The following is a 14,074-nucleotide window of genomic DNA, read 5'->3' on the forward strand; positions in this document are numbered from 1 at the left end:
AGCAAGTTTGATTTCTTTAGTGTATTTAGTCATGAAAATAACCCCCGAAATTAGTGTCCTAATTTCGGGGGTCATATCACAAGCGGCTTTTTGAAAAGAACTTTTTCTTTTTTGCTTTTTCTGTTTACCTAGCCGGATAATCCTTGAGTTTGGCGTTCAGCTTGGAGTAGATCCGGTCGACAAACCAGGGCTCGGTTGACTTTTCCAGGGCTTCATCCAAGCCAAACCAGGCAACAGCCTTGTTTTCGTCTTCTTTAGGCCGGATGGGCAAGCTGTCGTCTGCTTCCAAGAGGTAGGTCACGTTTAAGTGCAGGTGCGACGGGACGTATTTGCCTTTTTTCTCATGCCCGTCCACGGTTAAAATCTCAACAGAATAGATCTGGTCCGTGACTGGAGTTGCTTTAACCCCGCTTTCTTCCGCGACTTCTTTTAAGGCCACATGCAAAAGGTCCTGGTCGCCGTCCGCGTGCCCGCCCAGCCAGGCCCAGGAGTCGTAGATTCGGTGGTAGGCCATCAGGGCTTTGTCCCGGGCCGGATTGACTACCCAGGCTGAAGCGGTAAAGTGCTCGGCCAAATTGGACCGCAAGAACAGTTCTTCCCCGGTCTCCAGCCGGTAGATCATCTCTTTGACGTCGGCTGCTTCTTGCTCGTTAAAGGGTTGGTAATTTTTTAAATCAGTCAGTAAAGTCATTCTTCTCTTCTCTCTATTTTTTCTGTTTCTCTCCGTTTCCTCAGATTTTACCACGGGCGGTGATTGTCTGTTAAAATGTAGAGTGTTAAGTACTGAATTATTGCAGGTAAGGAAAACTTCTTAAAGAAAGCAGGAAAATATCGTGAAGCTTTTCAACACTTTAACTAGGCAGAAAGAAGAATTCAAACCCCTGGTTCCCGGCCAGGTCAGCATGTACGTCTGCGGGCCGACGGTCTACAACTACATCCACATCGGCAACGCCAGAAGCGCCATCGCTTTTGACACCATCCGCCGCTACTTTGAATACAAGGGCTACAAGGTCAACTACGTTTCCAACTTTACTGACGTCGATGATAAGATGATCAACGAAGCTAGAGCCGAAGGCACGACCGTGCCGGAATTAGCCGAACGCTATATCCAGGCCTTCTTGGAAGACACCCGGGCCTTAAACATTGAAGAAGCGACTCTGCACCCGCGGGCAACCCACGAAATCCCGGCCATCATCGACTTCATCCAAACCTTGATCGACAAGGGCTACGCTTATGAAGCCGACGGGGACGTCTACTACCGGGCTAAAAAGTTCGCTGACTACGGGCACTTGAGCGACCAAAACATCGACCAGCTGGAAGAAGGGGCCTCCCAGCACGTAAACGATGAAGAACAAGGCCGCAAGGAAGACCCAATCGACTTTGCCCTCTGGAAGGGGCAGAAGGCTGCAGACGAAATCGCCTGGGACTCCCCATGGGGCAAGGGCCGGCCGGGCTGGCACATTGAATGCTCAGTCATGTCCACCAAGTACTTAGGTGACACTCTGGACATCCATGGGGGCGGGCAGGACCTGGAATTCCCCCACCACGAAAACGAAATCGCCCAAAGTGAAGCCAAGACGGGCAAGAAGTTCGTCAACTACTGGCTGCACAACGGCTTCGTGACCGTGGGCAAGGATGAGGAAAAAATGTCCAAGTCCCTGCACAATTTCGTGACCGTCCACGATATCTTAAAGAACGTTGATCCCCAGGTTCTCCGCTTCTTCATGGCCAGCGTCCAGTACAGAAGCCAGATCAACTACTCGAAAGAAAACCTGGAGCAGGCCGCTAACATTCTGGGCCGCTTCAAGAACACCCTGGAAGGGATCAACTACCGCCTGGCTGACGCAACTGAAGGCTTGCCAGACCCGGACCTGGCCAAGCTGGTCACTGAAACCACGGCCAAGTTTGAAGCCGCCATGGACGATGACTTCAACGTGCAAAATGCCTTGACCGCCATCTACGAAGCCCTGCCAGCCGTCAACTCCAACGCCAACGCTGAAAAAGCCGACAAGGAAAGTCTGCGGCTTTTTGCTAAAAAATTAGCTGCCTGGCTCAGCGTCTTTGGTCTGGATGTTGACAAGCTCCTGGCTAAGGAAGCCGGCAATGATGACGCTGTAATCGAAGAATTGGTTGCCCAGCGGACGGAAGCCAGAAAGAACAAGGACTGGGCCAAGAGTGACGAACTCCGCGACCAGCTTAAGGAAATGGGGGTAGTCCTCAAGGATACCCCGCAAGGAACCAGGTGGAGCCGTGAATAAAGCACAGAAGTTAACTGAAAAAAAGATTGATCCCAACACCTTGAGCGGGCAGACTCTGGCCTACTTGGGCGATGGGATCTATGAAGCCGCCATCCGCCGGCACTTGATCAAGGGCGGGATGCTGAAGCCGCAGAACTTGCAAAGAGCAGCAACCCACTATGTCTCAGCCAAGGCCCAGGCGGGCCTGATTGCTAAAATGCTGGACACCGGCTTTTTGACTAAAGAAGAAGAAACAGCCTACCGGCGGGGTAGAAATGCCAAGACTCATACCAAGGCCAAGAACACCAGCCTGGCCACGTATGAAATGTCAACTGGCTTTGAAGCAATCTTTGGCTACCTGGACCTAGCCGGTGAAGAAGGCAGGGTCAAGGAATTGATTGCCTGGTGCATTGATGAGGTGGAAAGTGAAGGGACAAGGGAATATGTCTTCAACTAACAATGATTTTGTCTTCGGACGTCATGCCGGAATCGACTTTTTGAAAAACCAGGACAGCGAAAAGATCAACAAGGTCTTCCTGGCTGAAGGGGTTCAGGAGGACTTTGCCAGAGAAGTCTACCGCTATGCCAAAAAGAAGCATTTGATCATCCAGCGGGTGCCGAAAAACAAGCTGGACAAGCTGACTGGCGGGGAAAACCACCAGGGCCTGGTTTTGGCTGTCGCTTCTTTTGAATACGCCGACTTTGACCAGCTCTTGGACAAACTGGACCAAGAAGAGGCCCCCTTTTTGCTCATGCTGGACAATATTGAAGACCCCCACAACCTGGGCTCCATCCTCCGCAGCGCTGACGCGACCGGGGTCAGCGGAGTGATCATCCCTAAGCGCCGGGCCAGCGGCTTGACCAGCGTGGTGGCGAAGACCTCAACCGGGGCCATCGACCACGTGCCAGTTGCCCGGGTGAACAACCTGGTTCAAACCTGCCAGGCCTTGAAGGATCGGGGTTACTGGATCTTCGGGACGGCCATGGAAGGCGATGACTACCGGAAGTGGAATGCCAATGGCAAGACCGTTTTAGTTATCGGTAATGAAGGCAAGGGGATCTCCCCGCTTCTTCTTAAGCAAATGGACCAGACTTTGACCATCCCGATGATTGGCCACGTCCAATCCCTAAATGCTTCAGTAGCAACCGGGGTCTTGCTCTACCAGGCCTTTAACAGCCGCCACCCTTTGTAAAGCAAATCGTTTACAGTTCAAGAAAAGTGATTGAATCAAACAATGGTTCGATTCTGTCAAGGTAAAAAGTCCTTTATTCTGTGGGCAAACAGAATGAAAGGGCTTTTTATTATGGGATTGACAAAGGAAAGAGAGCGCCTGCTGATCAGCCGGATTCAAAAAGATGATGATGAGCAGGCCCTTAAAGAACTGTATTACAGCTGCCTGCCTGTGATCGGCGGCACCATCAAGAAGTATTTTGTGGAGCTATATGACAGCCAGGACTGGGAGCAGGAGGCCTTGATTCTCTGCTATAAGACGGCCAAGCGCTTTGACTTAAAGCAGGGAAAGCCATTTGTCGGCTTCTATAAGGTCAGTCTGCACAACCGGGCCATCAACTTGATCAGACGGGGCAAGCGGAAAAAGCGCCTGGCCGCTAGTGACCAGGTCTATTGGGAAGATGTGACTCCCGAACTTGAGCAAGCTTCCTGCTTGATCGCGAGTCCGCCGGTGCCTGTTTTGGACTGGCAGGATTTGGTTGAGTCCTTGAGCATGCTGGAATTGGAAGAATTGCTTTTGGAACTGGGCTACAAGCAGTCCGAGGAGATCATGCGCCGGTACCAGGTCAATGAGATGGGGCTCAGACGGGCCAAATACCGGGTGAAGGAAAAAATCAAGCTAAAATTACGGATAGGTGCGTAAACATTTTAGCCAAATGGGACTATAATATAGCTGTAGGATGAAAAAATTATTTAGGAGGTAATAAAAAATGTCAGAAATTGTTAAGACAGCTTTGCTGGATCGTTCAATGAAAGAAGTTTTTGAGTGGAGTGACTCAGACACCCCTGTAAGAGATGCCCTTTGGGACTACTTCATGGAGTCAAACGGCCACAACACCGACAAGACTGAGGAAGCCATGCTTCCATTCATGAGCTACTCTGACGACAAGATCATCGCATTTGTCAACGAAAACCTTAAGAAATAATCTTTTCCCTACATTCCTGACCTCTTGTCTCCCATAAGGGAGGGGAAGGGGCGAAAAACGACGGCTCGCTTGAGCCGCCGTTTTTTTGTTAAAATAAGAATCCAGCTATAAATTTGACAAGGAAAAGTTTGGAAGTTTGGAAAAGAAACAAGAAAAAACAGAGAAACAGAAAGAAGCAAAAGAAACAAAAGAATAAGATCTCCAAGAAGCAAAAAGGGCTGCTGGCTCTGGCGGGGATTTTAGCCGCCTTGCTGCTTGCTTTTGGTCTGTATTTTGGCAATTACTATCATGCTGACAAGACGGCCCAGCAGGCGATGAAGAGCAGTCGGACAGTCAAGGTCAAGCAGACAGCTGAGGGCTACCTGTTTGATGGCCCTGCAAAGAAAAATGCCATTATTTTTTACCCGGGAGCGAAAGTTGAAACTACCGCCTACGCGCCTCTCTTAAAGCAGATCGCCAGCCAGGAGGCAGATGTTTTCTTAGTTGACATGCCCCTGCACATGGCCTTCTTCGGCCTCAACAAGGCAGACAGGATTCGGGCCAGCTACCACTACCAAAACTGGTACATGTCGGGCCACTCGCTGGGGGCGGCCATGGCGGCTATGTATAGCGCGGACCACTTGAAAGACTACCGGGGCTTGATCATGCTGGCCGGCTACCCAACCAAGGACCTGCACGCGGCTAATTTTTCCGTGCTCAGCATCTATGGGTCAAAAGACGGGAACGCGAAGATGCTGCAAAAGAATCCCCAGTACCTGCCAAATGACTACACTAAGCAAGTCATCAAGGGCGGCAACCATGCCCAGTTTGGCAATTACGGCATGCAAAAAGGGGACGGGCAGGCCACTATTTCCAGAAAGGCCCAGCAGCAGGCAACCGCCCAGGCGGTTCGGCAATATTTACTTGCTCATGACAAGTAATGAGTTAAATAATTGCTTGACACTGGCAACGATTTGCTCAGCCGTCAATTGGTTGCGGACCAGGATCTGGTCATAGCTTTGGTCAACGTCGGTGTATTCCCGCTTTTCGCCAAAAGCCTTGACCAAAACCGGCCGGTCAGCCAGGTAGCCGGCCACCTTTTGCCCGAAGCCCCCGTCCAGGATATTGTTTTCTAAAGTAACCACGGCCTGGTAGTGCCGGGCTAAGTGGTCCAGGCAGTCAGCATCTAAGACATTGGCTGACAAAGGATTGTAGAGGGCAGCATTAAGTTCTTCTGCCACTTGGCTGCCTAATTCCTGCATGTCTCCTAAAGCCAGGATGGCGATCTTCTTGCCGGCCCGCCGCTTTTGGTAACGAATGTGCCGGTAGTCTTCAAGAACGGCTCCGCCGGCTGGAACTGGCCGGACTGGCAGCTTGATAGCTACAGGGCCGTCTTTTTGCTTCAAGGCCCAGTTGATCATGGCCGCTTCTTCAGTCAAGCTGGTCGGGGCTAGGTACTTCCAGTTAGGCAGATTGCTGACCATGACCTGGTCAAAGACGCCCACGTGGGTCTTGGAGTTGGCCTGGATCCCGCCACCAGCCACGATCATGACGACTGGCAAGTTGTTGGCCGCCACGTCATGGCTGAGCTGGTCAAAGGCCCGCTGCAGGAAGGTGGAGTTTTCAAAAAGAACTGGCTGGCCGCCCGCCTTGGCAAAGCCCGCCGCGAATGCCACGGAATCCTGCTCGGCGATCCCGACGTCCAGGTAGTGGTCCGGGTAAGACTTTTTAAAGGAGTCAAGGCCAAAGATGCCAGGGATAGCGGCAGTGATCGCCATGATGTTTTCCTGGCCCCCGTCAATGGCGCTGGCCACGGTCTTAACGGCAATTTCTGCTGGGGTTGGGCCAGCAGTAATGTTCTTTGGCGAATCATCGCTTAAGTTGAAGGGGCGGACCCAGTGGTGCTTTTCTTCATCCTCAATAGCTGGCTGATAACCCTTGCCCTTTAAGGTGTTGACGTGTAAAACCAGGGGGTGGTCGACATCGCGGATTTCGCTGAAGGCATTAATCATGCTTTCCAGGTCATTGCCATCAGCGACATAGCGGTAATCAAAGCCAAAGGCCTTAAAAGGATTTTCCGGATCCTGCCCTTGGCTGTCTCTCAGCTTCTTCAGGGCCGTGGTCAAGCCGCCGACATTTTGGTCAATGGACCACTGGTTGTCATTGATGACGATGACCAGGTTGCCCTTTTCCAGCGCGGCGTTATTTAAGCCTTCATAGGCCATCCCGCCGGTTAAGGAGCCGTCGCCGATGACGGCCATGATCCGCTCGCTGCCGCCTAAGAGGTCCCGGGCCTTGGCCATGCCGGTGGCTAAAGAGATAGAGGTAGAAGTGTGGCCAACCGCGTAGTAGTCATAGGGACTTTCATCGGGATTAGTGTAAGGAGTCACCTTGCCGTAGGCTTCCGGGTCCAGCCAGGCATAAGCCCGGCCCGTCAGCATCTTGTGGGGGTAGGTCTGGTAGGAGACGTCCCAGATGATTTTGTCGCCGGGGGCGTCAAAGACGTAGTGGTAGGCGATGGTCAGTTCCACGATCCCCAGGTCAGGACCCAGGTGGCCGCCAACTGCTGCGTCTTTCTCGATGATCAAGTGGCGGATTTCTGAAGCCAGCTGCTTCATTTCTTCCAGATCCAGGACCTTAAGGTCAGCTGGTGACTTGATCTTGTTGAGCAGGTATTCAGGGTGTTGATTCATTTCTTTTCCTCATGGCCGGCTAACCGGCAATCTTGTAAACTGTGTTTTTGCTAGTTCCATTATGACACAGGGGCCGCTTAAGATATGAAAATAAAGCCCGGCAAAGTCAGTCATATAATAGTTGCTTTTAGGGCGGATTTTTGCTAAAATCAAATGAAGTTTGAAGGTGAATATTATGGCAGTAAAGAAAGCAGCTTTGGCCTGCAGCGTTTGCGGGTCACGGAACTACTCAATCACTGCAAACAGCAACCGCACCAAGCGCTTGGAACTGAACAAGTTCTGCAAGCACTGCGGCAAGAAGACTTTGCACAAGGAGACGAGGTAGACAGGGATGATTAAGTTTTTTAAGAGCGTTGGTCAGGAAATGAAACTGGTTCATTGGCCAAGTGCTAAGGAAAACCGGCGCGACACGGCAAACGTGGTCGTAACTTCTCTGCTTTACGCGATTTTCTTGGGTGCTTTGGATTGGGCCTTTGCAAAATTGATTCAATTAGTTCTGTAAGAGCGACAAAGTATGTTATAATCATGCTAGTTTCAAGGAAAACCTCTTTAGCGAGGTTTTTTTGTTTGCCAAAAAGGAGATTAAAGAAATTATGGTAGAATCCGTCAAGAAGCAATGGTACGTCCTGCACACTTACTCTGGTTTTGAGGACAAGGTTAGATCCGACTTGCTGTCCCGGGCCCAGTCACTCGGGATGCAGGACTACATCTTCCGGGTTGTCGTTCCGCAAGAACCAAAGATCGAAGACGTGCGCGGCAAGAAGGAAGAAGTTAACGAAAAGGTCTTCCCTGGTTACGTTTTGGTTGAAATGGTCATGACTGACGAAAGCTGGTTTGTTGTCCGGAACACTCCTAACGTTACTGGTTTCGTTGGCAGCCACGGCGGTGGTTCCAAGCCTTCCCCGCTTTACGAGGAAGAAGTCAGAGCCATCCTGCAGATGCAAGAAGGCGAAGCAACTGAAAAGGTTGACTACGACTACGAAGTTGGCGAAAGCGTCATGATCACCGCAGGTGCCTTCAACGGCATGGTTGGCAAGATCGCTGAAATCCAGGACGACAAGCAAAAGCTCTTCTTGACCATCGACATGTTTGGCCACGCTACCACGGCTGAACTGGGCTTTGACCAAGTCAAGAAAATGGAAGACTAAACATAAAAAAGTCTTGCATTCTGCCGGTTTTCAGAGTACTATATTAAACGTACTTTATTATTGTGGGAGGAGAGCCTGGAAACTCTCCATTTTAACCGCATCACGGAATCAAGGAGGTTTTGACCGTGGCAAAGAAAGTTATTAACGTTGTTAAGTTACAAATTCCAGCTGGCGCTGCAACCCCTGCACCTCCAGTAGGTCCTGCTTTGGGTCAAGCAGGTATCAACATTGTTGGCTTTACTAAGGACTTCAATGCTCGTACTGCTGACCAAAAGGGCATGATCATCCCTGTAGTCATCACTGTTTACGAAGACCGTTCATTCGACTTCGTAACTAAGACCCCTCCAGCACCAGTCTTGTTGAAGCAAGCTGCTGGCATTCAAAAGGCTTCAGGCGAACCTAACAAGAACAAGGTTGGTTCAGTAACCACTGCTCAAGTTAAGGAAATCGCTGAAACTAAGATGAAGGACCTTAACGCTGCCTCAATCGAAGCTGCTATGCGCATGGTTGAAGGTACCGCTAGAAGTATGGGTATCGAAGTGAAGGACTAATTTGTTAATTTTTACCAATTAACAAGTCAGGTGGGAGAGCAAAAGGAAAGCTCGTTTGACCACACATACAAGGAGGATTTTTCATGCCAAAGCATGGTAAGAAATACGTAGAAGCTGCCAAGAAGGTTGACAGCAACAAGTTGTACTCAGTAGAAGACGCTATCAAGCTGGTTAAGGAAACTTCATACGCTAACTTTGACGCTTCCGTAGAAGTATCTTACAACTTGAGCGTTGACCCTAAGCAAGCTGACCAACAAATCCGTGGCTCAATCGTTTTGCCAAACGGTACTGGTAAGTCTGTTAAGGTTATCGTATTTGCTGAAGGCCCACAAGCTGAAGCAGCCAAGGCTGCCGGTGCTGACGAAGTCGGCGCAGACGACCTGGTAGAAAAGGTTCAAAACGGTTACCTGGACTTCGACGTTGTCATCGCTACTCCAATGATGATGGCTAAGGTTGGTCGTTTGGGTCGTGTGCTTGGGCCTAAGGGCTTGATGCCAAACCCTAAGACTGGTACTGTTACTATGGACACTGCCAAGGCTGTTCAAAATGTTAAGGCTGGTCAAGTAGAATACCGTGTCGACCGTCAAGCTTCAATCCACGCTGCTATCGGCAAGGTTTCATTCACTGAAGAACAATTGATTGAAAACTTCCGCGCTTTGCAAAACGCTATCCTGCGTGCAAAGCCAGCTTCAGCTAAGGGTCAATACATCAAGAGCTGCGCAGTTGCCGCAACCTTTGGCCCTGGGATCAAGTTGGACCCAATCGCTTTGATGGCCTAATTTTCCCTAAGTTAAGCGAATTAAGCTCCTCGCCTTTTGGCGGGGAGTTTTTCTTTGCCCTAATTTTACCTTAAGAGATTTTTAGTCTTGGAAAAGGCTTTCTTTTAAAAAATCTTGTTATACTAGTAGAGACAAATAGCGAACTGAAAGAAGTGTATCAAGGTGGAAAAAATACTAACTCTCATCGTTCCCTGCTATAACTCAGCTGAATACTTGAACCGCTGCGTCGACTCCCTTTTGCCCGGCGGTGACCGGGTGCAAATCATCTTGGTTGACGACGGGTCAACTGATGAAACCGTCCGGATGCTGGATGACTACCAAGCTAAGAATTTAAACTTGGACCTGGAAGTTGTCCACCAGGAAAATGCCGGCCACGGCGGGGCCATCAACAATGGCCTGAGACTGGCCAAGGGCAAGTACGTCAAGATCGTCGACAGCGACGACTGGCTGGACCAGGAGGCCTACAAAGAGGTGCTGGATTACCTGGAAAGTAATCCAGAGGTCGACCTCTTTTTGGCCAACTATGTTTATGACAAGCCAGCTGCCGGCCGCCAGCGGGTGATCAAGTTCCCGCATCTGCCGGTCGGGCGGACCTTCTCCTGGGATGAGGTCAAGCTGCGGATGGGCCAGTACTTCATGCTCCACTCCGTCATCTATAACCGGAAAGTCCTGGACCGGGCCAAGGTAACCCTGCCAACCAAGGTGTCTTATGACGACAATATCCTTGTCTTTGAGCCGATGGTGCAGGTGCAGACCATGCGCTACCTGCCGGTCAACCTCTACCACTACTTTATCGGCAGAGATGACCAGTCAGTCAACGAAAAGGTGATGCTGAAAAAGATCGACCAGCAAATCTTGATCAATAAGCATCTGATCGTCTTCTACGCCTCCCAGGTCAACAAGCGGGCGCCTTACGCCAAATACATGAAATACTTCTTAGAGGCCGTCACAGGCGTGACTAGCGTCATCTTGATCCGGGGCAAGAAGAAGGAGTATATTGCCAAAAAGGACGAACTCTGGCAGTTCCTGAAGACTTATGACCTGGAGACCTACAAGTCCTTTAAACGCCGCCTGGTGGGCCATTTTGTCTCCCGGGACGTCCTGCCTATGCGGCAGATGGTCAGCGGGGCCTACTTGATCCTGCAGCGGTTGTATTCGTTTAATTAGGGCAGGGGAAAAAGATACAATATTCGACAAAAAAGCTTTGGCAAGAAGGCCAAAGCTTTTTGATTTGATGAATAGGATGTTGAGAAAAAATGCTGCTACTTGCCGAAGATGGCCTGGCTTGCGCTGATCTGGCAGTCGGCGAATTCGCCGTGCTCGCTGAGGTCCAGGCCGACTTCTTCATCACGGGCGGAAACCCGCATGTTGACGAAGCGCTTCAAGACGGCTGTAATTAAGCTGACCATCAAGAGAGTAAAGACGATGGTGAAGAGGGTGCTGGCTGCCTGCTTGCCTAAGAGTTCCCAGCTGCCTCCGTAGAAAAGGCCGCTAGTGGAAATCCCCGGGTCAACTTTTTGACTGGCAAAGAGGCCGACGGTTAAAGATCCAACGATACCGGAAATGCCATGGCAGCCAAAGGCATCTAGGGGGTCGTCAAAGCTAAGCCGTCCTTTAACCTGGCTGATAAAGAAGTAGCTGGCCAGACTGCAGAGGATACCGGTGAAGAGGGCTCCAGCGCAGGTTTCATAGCCAGCCCCTGGCGTGATGCCAACTAAGCCGCAGAGGGTACCGGTGCAGATCCCGTCTAGGCTGGCTTTGCCGCTAAAGGTTTCTTCCAGCAAAAGCCAGGTCATCATAGAGGCCGCTGCCGCAACCGTACTGGTCAAGCAGGCCGTCAAGGCCGTTTGGTTCATGCCGAAGGCACTGCCGGCGTTAAAGCCGTACCAGCCTAGCCAGAGGATGGCTGTCCCCAAGAGGACCCAGGGCAGGCTGTAGGGCCGGGTCTGCTTTTGGTAGCGGGGCCCTAAGAAGATGGATAAGACCAGGGCGGTGATCCCGGCGTTGATGTGAACGACCGTGCCGCCGGCAAAGTCCAGGATCCCCCAGCCGGCTAAAAGTCCGCCAGTCCCCCAGACCATGTGGACCAGGGGGTAGTAGACCAGGACTGACCAGAAGAAGACGAAGACCAAAAGAAAGTTGAACCGCATCCGACCCACCGTGGCCCCAACGAAGAGGGCCGGGGTGATGATGGAAAACATCATTTCAAAAAGCAGGTAGCTGGCGGCGGTAATTCCCTGCTCCTTTAAAACGACCTTAGTCAAGTCACTGCCGGAGAGGAAGATGTGCTGGACTCTGCCAAAAATCCCAGCTACATTGCCGTTGAAGCAAAGTTCATAGCCAAAGGCCACGAATAAGACGATGGCTAAAGCGCAGATGATAAAAACCGAGATCATGGTGTTGACCACGTTTTTCTTCGAGACCAAACCCCCGTAGAAAAAGGCCAGGCCCGGGGTCATCATCAAGACCAGGACGGCGGCGATAATTAAGAAGACGGTGTTGGCTGTGTTCATCCTTATTTCCCTTCTGCTTCTATCTCTATACCAATTATTTGCTCAGATTTATGTTCTTAGTTATACCATGCCGGTGAATTTTGTAAAACTCTAGACCAATTTAGAAAGAGAAGAAATTGCCTGGAAAAGTTGGGAAAAAAGGGCAAAAAAAGGGCCTGCTTTTTCAAAAAGCAGGTTGCAAGCGTTTGTTGAATTATTTTATTAAAAAATACTAAAAAACAGACTTAATTTTTGTCATCAAAACCGGTCTCGTCCCGGCGGTTGACGTGGAAGTTCTTGTCGTTTGCTTGTTCAGGCACGATGAAAGAGCAGAGCAGGAAGAGGACGAAGCCGCCCCAGCCCAGACCGTTGATGCCCAGCTTGTAGCCGGTCAAGGTCAAGATGACGCCCAAGAGGAGCAGGCACCAGGCGATCCAGGAGAGGATCTGCCAGTTCTTGCTCAGCTTCTTGTTTTCAGATTCGATGTCCAGGAAGCCGCGGACAATGAAGTAGGCGCTGATGATGAGGAATAAGACGTCCATGGCGATGCTAGCGGCGGAATGGTCCTTGAACATGCTGAAGACGGCCAGGGTGCCGGAAATGCCGGCTAAGAAGAAGTAGAAAATGTCGATCAGTTTACTCTTCAAAATTGCACCTCCTAAAAGTCATTACAGTAAATTTTAGCAGATTTTTGCAAAAAGTGGCGAAAAAGGTTTGACAGATCTTGTTTCAGATGGTAATCTAGATAAAGTAAATTTCTAACCTAAGACGTGGGTGGCGTAAAGCCTCAATACAATCCCACCGAGGCCAGAAGATAATGAAGATTATTAAACTCTCCATGTCTTTCTTGGCATGGAGTTTTTTAGGCCTTGTAGAATTTTACAAAATTTTATGGAGGTGAATAATTTTGAGTCAAGCTACTATCGCTGCTAAGGCTAAATTCGTTGAGGAATTTGCAGAAGAACTTAAGTCAGCTAAGTCCATCGTAGTTATCAACTACCTTGGTTTGACTGTTGACCAAGTTACTGCGTTCCGTGCAGAATTGCGTGAAAGCAACGCCAAGATGAAGGTTGTCAAGAACACTTACCTTCGCCGCGCTGCTGCTCAAGCCGGCTTGGAAGATTTGGCACCAGTATTCGTTGGTCCATCAGCTGTGATCTACACTGATGATGAAGACAATGTTACTGCACCTGCCCGGATCGCTGCTGACTATGCTAAGAAGTTCGACGTTGTTGAAATTAAGGGTGGTGCACTTGAAGGTCAAGTTGCTACTAAGGAACAAGTCGAAGAACTGGCTGCAATTCCAGGTCGCGAAGGTCTGCTTTCAATGCTTCTTTCTGTATTGCAAGCACCTGTACGCAACTTTGCATACGTTGTTAAGGCTGTCGCTGAATCAAAGGAAGAATCAGCTGAATAGTCTGGTCATTTTAAACTAGATATTAAATTCCATATTTTCGGAGGATATTACAATGGCTTTGGATACTGCTAACATCATTGAACAATTGAAGGGTGCTTCAATTCTTGAATTGAACGACCTTGTACACGCTATCGAAGAAGAATTCGGCGTTACTGCTGCTGCTCCTGTAGCTGCTGCTGGTGCCGCTGGTGGTGCTGAAGAAGCTAAGTCAAGCTTCGACGTTGAATTGACTTCAGCAGGTACTGAAAAGGTTAAGGTTATCAAGATCGTTAAGGAAGTTACTGGCGCAAGCTTGCTGGACGCTAAGAAGACTGTTGACGGTGCTCCAGTTGTTCTTAAGGAAGGCTTGTCAGAAGACGAAGCTAACGAACTTAAGGCTAAGCTTGAAGAAGTTGGCGCAACTGTTACCCTTAAATAATTACGGCCTTCGGGCATTAATTATTAACGAAGAACGCGTTTGTGGACATCCACAGGCGCGTTTTTTGCTTGGCTTTTTTAACTTTTTGGCCAAAAAGAGGCCTAAAGGCCTCTAACGCAAAATTTTTCGGTTCAGTATAAAAACTTGTGTAAATGACTGAGAGACTTAGGAAGCTTTCCGCGATAGTTCCATTAACCGCAGGA

At 49.8% G+C, this 14,074-nt stretch carries 19 protein-coding genes and 1 other annotated feature; of the genes, 14 read left to right on the forward strand and 5 right to left on the reverse strand.

Annotated elements, in window-relative coordinates; genetic code table 11:
• Positions 1–124 precede the first annotated feature (124 nt).
• Positions 125–691 (reverse strand): NUDIX hydrolase, encoded by a 567-nt coding sequence (locus FD23_RS06080; protein WP_050952759.1) that lies wholly within the window; start codon positions 689–691, stop codon positions 125–127.
• 142 nt (positions 692–833) lie between these two features.
• On the opposite strand from FD23_RS06080, the gene cysS reads away from it, so the two are divergent.
• The 6 genes from cysS (at position 834) to FD23_RS06110 (ending at position 5,314) form a co-directional block, all read left to right on the forward strand.
• Positions 834–2,258: a cysteine--tRNA ligase gene (cysS, locus tag FD23_RS06085; protein WP_013440002.1), complete on the forward strand. Its 1,425-nt coding sequence runs from the start codon at positions 834–836 to the stop codon at positions 2,256–2,258.
• Positions 2,251–2,694 carry a Mini-ribonuclease 3 gene (locus FD23_RS06090; RefSeq protein WP_025896007.1) on the forward strand — a complete coding sequence of 148 codons (444 nt, stop codon included), beginning with the start codon at positions 2,251–2,253 and terminating at the stop codon, positions 2,692–2,694. Before cysS ends, FD23_RS06090 begins: the two co-directional genes overlap by 8 nt.
• A complete protein-coding gene (rlmB, locus tag FD23_RS06095; RefSeq protein WP_003615793.1) occupies positions 2,681–3,430 on the forward strand; it encodes a 23S rRNA (guanosine(2251)-2'-O)-methyltransferase RlmB in 750 nt (249 codons plus the stop codon). Before FD23_RS06090 ends, rlmB begins: the two co-directional genes overlap by 14 nt.
• Positions 3,431–3,541: 111 nt before the next feature.
• Positions 3,542–4,111, forward strand: a complete 570-nt coding sequence (locus FD23_RS06100; RefSeq protein WP_025896008.1) for a sigma-70 RNA polymerase sigma factor region 4 domain-containing protein — start codon at positions 3,542–3,544, stop codon at positions 4,109–4,111.
• 67 nt (positions 4,112–4,178) lie between these two features.
• Positions 4,179–4,394: a P8 family protein gene (locus FD23_RS06105; protein ID WP_002876482.1), complete on the forward strand. Its 216-nt coding sequence runs from the start codon at positions 4,179–4,181 to the stop codon at positions 4,392–4,394.
• A gap of 128 nt (positions 4,395–4,522) precedes the next feature.
• On the forward strand, positions 4,523–5,314 hold the full coding sequence (locus FD23_RS06110; RefSeq protein ID WP_044880543.1) for an alpha/beta hydrolase: 792 nt from the start codon (positions 4,523–4,525) through the stop codon (positions 5,312–5,314).
• Here the strand turns inward: FD23_RS06110 and FD23_RS06115 are convergent.
• Positions 5,294–7,066, reverse strand: coding sequence for a 1-deoxy-D-xylulose-5-phosphate synthase (locus tag FD23_RS06115; RefSeq protein ID WP_052933735.1), 1,773 nt, complete (start codon positions 7,064–7,066; stop codon positions 5,294–5,296). The genes FD23_RS06110 and FD23_RS06115 overlap by 21 nt on opposite strands.
• 175 nt (positions 7,067–7,241) lie before the next feature.
• Between FD23_RS06115 and rpmG the strand changes: the two genes are divergently transcribed.
• From rpmG to FD23_RS06145, 6 genes are all read left to right on the forward strand, one after another.
• Complete coding sequence (rpmG, locus tag FD23_RS06120) at positions 7,242–7,391, forward strand: 50S ribosomal protein L33 (RefSeq protein WP_002876495.1); 150 nt, start codon at positions 7,242–7,244, stop codon at positions 7,389–7,391.
• A gap of 6 nt (positions 7,392–7,397) precedes the next feature.
• Positions 7,398–7,568, forward strand: coding sequence for a preprotein translocase subunit SecE (gene secE / locus FD23_RS06125; protein WP_003615789.1), 171 nt, complete (start codon positions 7,398–7,400; stop codon positions 7,566–7,568).
• Positions 7,569–7,659: 91 nt separating this feature from the next.
• On the forward strand, positions 7,660–8,214 hold the full coding sequence (gene nusG, locus FD23_RS06130) for a transcription termination/antitermination protein NusG (RefSeq protein ID WP_025896016.1): 555 nt from the start codon (positions 7,660–7,662) through the stop codon (positions 8,212–8,214).
• A 125-nt stretch (positions 8,215–8,339) separates the two neighbouring features.
• Complete coding sequence (rplK, locus tag FD23_RS06135) at positions 8,340–8,765, forward strand: 50S ribosomal protein L11 (protein ID WP_002876501.1); 426 nt, start codon at positions 8,340–8,342, stop codon at positions 8,763–8,765.
• 83 nt (positions 8,766–8,848) lie between these two features.
• On the forward strand, positions 8,849–9,544 hold the full coding sequence (gene rplA / locus FD23_RS06140; protein WP_003615785.1) for a 50S ribosomal protein L1: 696 nt from the start codon (positions 8,849–8,851) through the stop codon (positions 9,542–9,544).
• A 162-nt stretch (positions 9,545–9,706) separates the two neighbouring features.
• On the forward strand, positions 9,707–10,711 hold the full coding sequence (locus FD23_RS06145) for a glycosyltransferase family 2 protein (RefSeq protein WP_052933734.1): 1,005 nt from the start codon (positions 9,707–9,709) through the stop codon (positions 10,709–10,711).
• A 95-nt stretch (positions 10,712–10,806) separates the two neighbouring features.
• Here FD23_RS06145 and FD23_RS06150 read toward each other — a convergent pair whose 3' ends face one another.
• Together FD23_RS06150 and FD23_RS06155 are read right to left on the reverse strand one after the other, a co-directional pair.
• The gene (locus FD23_RS06150; RefSeq protein ID WP_052933733.1) at positions 10,807–12,057 is read right to left on the reverse strand and encodes an ammonium transporter; all 1,251 of its coding nucleotides are present in this window, start codon (positions 12,055–12,057) and stop codon (positions 10,807–10,809) included.
• Positions 12,058–12,281: 224 nt separating this feature from the next.
• On the reverse strand, positions 12,282–12,683 hold the full coding sequence (locus tag FD23_RS06155; protein WP_025896019.1) for a hypothetical protein: 402 nt from the start codon (positions 12,681–12,683) through the stop codon (positions 12,282–12,284).
• A 97-nt stretch (positions 12,684–12,780) separates the two neighbouring features.
• Positions 12,781–12,910 (forward strand) — a sequence feature (ribosomal protein L10 leader region).
• A gap of 33 nt (positions 12,911–12,943) precedes the next feature.
• Between FD23_RS06155 and rplJ the strand changes: the two genes are divergently transcribed.
• On the forward strand, positions 12,944–13,453 hold the full coding sequence (gene rplJ / locus FD23_RS06160) for a 50S ribosomal protein L10 (RefSeq protein ID WP_002876508.1): 510 nt from the start codon (positions 12,944–12,946) through the stop codon (positions 13,451–13,453).
• Between the two features lie 52 nt (positions 13,454–13,505).
• A complete protein-coding gene (gene rplL, locus FD23_RS06165) occupies positions 13,506–13,871 on the forward strand; it encodes a 50S ribosomal protein L7/L12 (protein ID WP_002876509.1) in 366 nt (121 codons plus the stop codon).
• A gap of 16 nt (positions 13,872–13,887) precedes the next feature.
• On the opposite strand, the gene FD23_RS10575 is transcribed toward rplL, so the two are convergent.
• Positions 13,888–14,074, reverse strand: a 187-nt coding sequence (locus FD23_RS10575) for a hypothetical protein (RefSeq protein ID WP_236743897.1), incomplete at its 5' end; no start/stop codon positions are given.

Origin of the sequence: Lactobacillus delbrueckii subsp. delbrueckii DSM 20074 = JCM 1012 (assembly GCF_001433875.1) — a bacterium.
In the GTDB taxonomy this organism is placed as follows: Bacteria; Bacillota; Bacilli; order Lactobacillales; family Lactobacillaceae; genus Lactobacillus; species Lactobacillus delbrueckii.